1 protein-coding gene and 6 pseudogenes are annotated in these 4,975 nt (G+C 38.5%); all 7 read left to right on the top strand.

Going from position 1 to position 4,975, the window contains the following annotated elements:
- Positions 1–125 precede the first annotated feature (125 nt).
- A pseudogene (locus tag AFK68_RS10750) lies at positions 126–692 on the top strand (cation:proton antiporter); the annotation flags it as partial.
- Position 693: 1 nt separating this feature from the next.
- Positions 694–2,173, top strand: a pseudogene (locus AFK68_RS10745) (cation:proton antiporter); the annotation flags it as partial.
- Position 2,174: 1 nt separating this feature from the next.
- Positions 2,175–2,462: pseudogene (locus tag AFK68_RS10740) on the top strand (sodium:proton antiporter); the annotation flags it as partial.
- Positions 2,463–2,873: 411 nt separating this feature from the next.
- A pseudogene (locus AFK68_RS10735) lies at positions 2,874–3,418 on the top strand (protein kinase); the annotation flags it as partial.
- A 1-nt stretch (position 3,419) separates the two neighbouring features.
- A pseudogene (locus AFK68_RS41490) lies at positions 3,420–4,052 on the top strand (protein kinase); the annotation flags it as partial.
- Position 4,053: 1 nt separating this feature from the next.
- Positions 4,054–4,671 (top strand): tetratricopeptide repeat protein (locus AFK68_RS41485; RefSeq protein ID WP_246844107.1); only part of this gene is annotated, 618 nt, incomplete at its 5' end.
- A gap of 20 nt (positions 4,672–4,691) precedes the next feature.
- Positions 4,692–4,943: pseudogene (locus AFK68_RS10725) on the top strand (Hsp70 family protein); the annotation flags it as partial.
- Positions 4,944–4,975: the final 32 nt, after the last annotated feature.

Here is a 4,975-nt window from a genome sequence, read left to right as displayed (position 1 = left end):
AATTTATCCCTTAATCAGAAAAAAATATATAAAAACTAACCAGCAAAAATTAAAAGAGAAAATTTCAGAGCCAAAATCTGAAACCTTAGCAAAAAAAGCTGGTAAGACTGGGAAAAAAAACGCTTATGGAAACACCATTTAATATAACTCTGCTGATTATCCTCACAGTAGCCAGTGGTATAGCTTCCCAAGTTGTGGCAGCCTATCTTAAAGTACCTGCAATTGTCTTTTTGCTACTATTTGGTATTTTAGTAGGTAAAGATGGTTTGGGCCTAGTACATCCAAACCTATTAGGCAATGGTCTAGAGGTTGTAGTCTCTCTATTTGTAGCCCTAATCCTGTTTGAGGGTGGCCTCAATTTGGAACTAAGAGAATTAGGAAGAGTTTCTGGCAGTATCCGCAACTTAGTCACCATAGGGACATTAGTCACACTAATTGGTGGAGGTATGGCTGCTCATTGGTTAGGAGAATTTCCTTGGCCGATCGCATTTCTTTATGCCTCCCTAGTAGTAGTTACGGGGCCAACAGTAGTAGGACCATTGCTCAAACAGGTATCAGTAGACCGAAAAGTAGCTACATTGCTGGAAGGAGAAGGAGTTCTCATCGATCCTGTAGGAGCAATTCTAGCCGTATTGGTACTGAATATCGTTTTAAATGAAGGTGCTGACCCTGTAGGATTATTTAGAGACCTANTTTCTTTATGCCTCCCTAGTAGTAGTTACGGGGCCAACAGTAGTAGGACCATTGCTCAAACAGGTATCAGTAGACCGAAAAGTAGCTACATTGCTGGAAGGAGAAGGAGTTCTCATCGATCCTGTAGGAGCAATTCTAGCCGTATTGGTACTGAATATCGTTTTAAATGAAGGTGCTGACCCTGTAGGATTATTTAGAGACCTAGTTGTGCGTTTAGGAATGGGTACTATTATTGGTGCAGCAGGAGGTTGGGTACTTGGGTTTAGTTTGAAAAGAGCAAAATTTCTCTCTGAAGAATTAGCAAATTTAGTAGTTTTAGCTGCTCTTTGGGGAATGTTTGGCCTAGCGGAACAAATTCGTAGCGAATCAGGGTTAATGACCACAGTAGTAGCAGGAATGGTAGTTGGGGCAGCAGAAATACCAGAGTTAAGACTAATCAGACGGTTTAAAGGGCAGCTAACAATGCTAGCTGTTTCGGTATTATTTATCTTGCTAGCAGCAGACCTATCCTTAGCTAGTGTAGTTGCTCTAGGGTGGGGAAGTGTATTTACAGTTTTAACCTTAATGTTCTTGGTTCGACCTCTCAATATATTACTCTGCACTTGGAATAGTCAGCTTAATTGGCGACAAAAGATGTTTGTGAGTTGGGTCGCTCCTAGGGGGATAGTTTCCGCTTCAGTGTCCTCTCTATTTGCCATATTGTTAACTCAAAAAGGTATAAATGGTGGTGATTCTATTAAAGCTTTGGTGTTCTTGACAATTATGATGACAGTTTTTAGTCAAGGACTCACTGCAAGATTTGTGGCTCAATTTTTGGGAATTACCTCTAGTGCTGCTAAAGGTGCTATTATAGTTGGTTCTAATCCTCTATCTCGATTAATTGGCAAGATATTTAAGGATAGGGGTGAATCAGTGGTACTAATTGATACAGATGAGGAAAGTTGTAAGCAAGCAGAGACAGAAGGTTTACAAATATACAAAAGTAGTGCCTTAGATACTAATGTCCTAGAAAAAGCAGGTTTAGAATCAGTAGGAACTTTCTTAGCAATGACTAAGAATGGGGAAGTGAATTTAGTTTTGGCTCAAAGAGCAGCAGAAGAATTTAAGCCACCAAGGGTATTAGCTGTTTATCCAAAAAGTCCCCAAGAGAAAAATCAGAATAATAATAAAGATAAGGTTCAACAAGCATTTACGACTGAGTTAAATCTGAAAAGTTGGAATAAATACCTGTCTGATAAAGAGGTGAAGTTAGGTGAAACAGTTCTGAAGCAATTAGGATTTGAGTTTCAAAAGACTCACCTCAAAGCCATGATTAAGTCTGGGGAGTTTATACCTATTTTAATTGAAAGGCAAGGAAGTCTTCAAGTATTTCCAGCTACTGAAAATTGGCAACCAGGCGACCAGATTATTTATTTGCTCCATGACCCGAAACCTAAACTTCTGAAACGATTATCTGGTTCTCAGCAGAAAGGTTTAACTANGGATTTGAGTTTCAAAAGACTCACCTCAAAGCCATGATTAAGTCTGGGGAGTTTATACCTATTTTAATTGAAAGGCAAGGAAGTCTTCAAGTATTTCCAGCTACTGAAAATTGGCAACCAGGCGACCAGATTATTTATTTGCTCCATGACCCGAAACCTAAACTTCTGAAACGATTATCTGGTTCTCAGCAGAAAGGTTTAACTATGGAAAGACATCCAGCAGTTGAAGAAGTACCTATTCCTACTGTAGTTCTAGAAACTGACTCTGACAAAATACCAGCTAAATGATGAGATGAGGTGATGGGGTGATTGGGTGATTGGGAGGTGGCTATAAAGTTGACAAAAGAGAGAAGTTATGTATTTTCAATTCAATGGATATTTCGGAAGAGTAAATGTATTTATGGTTGGCTGATTAAATCTAAAAGCATTGACAGATAAAGGATTTAGCCTTTTTTTGCCATGAAAAAGTACCAGCTTTTCGGTCTCTAGAGCTGCAAAAAGTTAGTATTTTGGGTAGACAAGGACAGAAAAATCAAGGGACAATTATTCCGACAATTCCCCTGAATCCTGATTCCTACCCTCACCCATAAGACTTATTCAGCAAGCCCTATTTAATCCGTAATTTTGCTCCTCATCTCCCCATCTCCCTATCAAAAAAGGATTTTAGGAGGTACTTATAACTGTTAACTGATAACTGAAATGAGCTACTGTCTCAATTCTGAATGCCGAAAGCCATATAATCCTTCTGAAAATAGATTTTGCCAAAGCTGCGGGGCTAAATTGCTACTGGGCGATCGCTACCGTGCTATTAAACCTATTGGTCAAGGTGGTTTTGGGAAAACTTTTTTGGCTGTGGATGAACATAAACCTTCTCTTCCCAGGTGTGTAATTAAACAGTTTTTTCCCCAAAATAGTGCTAATGCGGAAAAGGCTGCTGAGTTGTTTCGTCGGGAAGCTGTGAGACTTGATGAGTTGGGTCAACATCCTCAAATTCCCGAATTAATGGCTCATTTTCAACAGGGGGAGCAACAATATTTAGTCCAAGAATTTATTGATGGGCAAAATTTGGAACAAGAATTGGTTGCTAATGGGACTTTTACGGAAAATCAGATTCAGGAGTTACTTTGGGATTTGTTACCTGTGTTGGAATTTGTCCATGAAAGGCAGGTAATTCATCGGGATATTAAGCCAGAAAATATTATTCGGCGCAATTCTATTACGCTTCTTGATGGTGGAGGGGAAATNTTTTACGGAAAATCAGATTCAGGAGTTACTTTGGGATTTGTTACCTGTGTTGGAATTTGTCCATGAAAGGCAGGTAATTCATCGGGATATTAAGCCAGAAAATATTATTCGGCGCAATTCTATTACGCTTCTTGATGGTGGAGGGGAAATTAAAGGTCAGTTGGTGTTGGTGGATTTTGGGGCGAGTAAGGTAATTACGGACTCTTCCCTGGGGAAAACTGGAACGATGATTGGTAGTGCGGGATATGTCGCCCCGGAACAGTTGGCAGGAAAGGCGGTTCCTGCTAGTGACCTTTATAATTTGGGGGTGACTTGTATTTATTTATTGACTCAACTAGCACCTTTTGAGTTGTTTGATGTGATTGAGGGTAAATGGGTTTGGCGACAATATTTGCAATCTAATATTAGTGAAGATTTGGGGATAATTATTGATAAGCTTTTGGCTCCGAATATTAATCAAAGGTATCAGTCTGTAGGAGAGGTTTTAAAAGAATTAGAGTCTGTTAAATATCAGAAAAGTTTTGCTGCTTCTGGTTCTCAAACAGGAGGTAATAATCCTTCATTGTTAACAAAAATATTAGGGGGAATTCCCCAAGTTATTAAAGGTCGAATTATGCAGGAGTTTGGGAATACNATTGATAAGCTTTTGGCTCCGAATATTAATCAAAGGTATCAGTCTGTAGGAGAGGTTTTAAAAGAATTAGAGTCTGTTAAATATCAGAAAAGTTTTGCTGCTTCTGGTTCTCAAACAGGAGGTAATAATCCTTCATTGTTAACAAAAATATTAGGGGGAATTCCCCAAGTTATTAAAGGTCGAATTATGCAGGAGTTTGGGAATACTGAAGCAGCGATCGCTGCTTATGATAGAGCTATTAATATTCGACCTCATAATTATGATGCTTGGTATAAGAAGGCTGAGGTTTGTTATCAGTTGAAATGTTATGAGGAAGCGATTTTTTGTTATCAAAAGACAGTAAAGTTACAACCAAATCATTGGCAAGGGTGGCGGAGTTTGGGTGTTTTGTTTTATCAGTTTAATAGATTTGAAAAGTCAGTAGAAAGTTATTTTAAGTCTTTGGATATTCAACCGGAGCAACCCATGGTTTGGTTGTGGTTGAGTTTGGCAATTAAAAAGTCTGGAGATGAACAAAAAGCACAAATGTGTTTGGAAAAGGCGAGGGAATATTTGCCGAAAAGTCCGGTGGAAACTGCTGAGATTTTATGGCAAGCTTGGGAAAAATTGGTTCGGTGATTTTGGCACGAAGAAGTCATTTACTTGGAAAAAAGTCTACGTCAAGAATTTATTCTGAGGAAACTGTGGCTTTAGGACTATCTATACAAGCGGGTGTTTATGCAGGAGAAATTAAAGATATTTTGCTGCTGGATATAATACCTATGTCTTTAGGAGTTGAAACTTCAGGAGGTGAAATGAGAAAAATTATTCCTCGCAATACAACTATTCCCACTAAAAAAAGTGAAGTATTTACAACTGCTATATATGAGCAAATATCTTTCATTAATTGATAATTGATAATGGATAATTGATAATTACAAGA

Source organism: Hydrocoleum sp. CS-953 (assembly GCF_002260545.1).
Taxonomy (GTDB): Bacteria; Cyanobacteriota; Cyanobacteriia; order Cyanobacteriales; family Microcoleaceae; genus Trichodesmium.
Note: the sequence above shows the minus strand (reverse complement) of the source record. Positions and strands in the feature narration are given on the sequence as shown.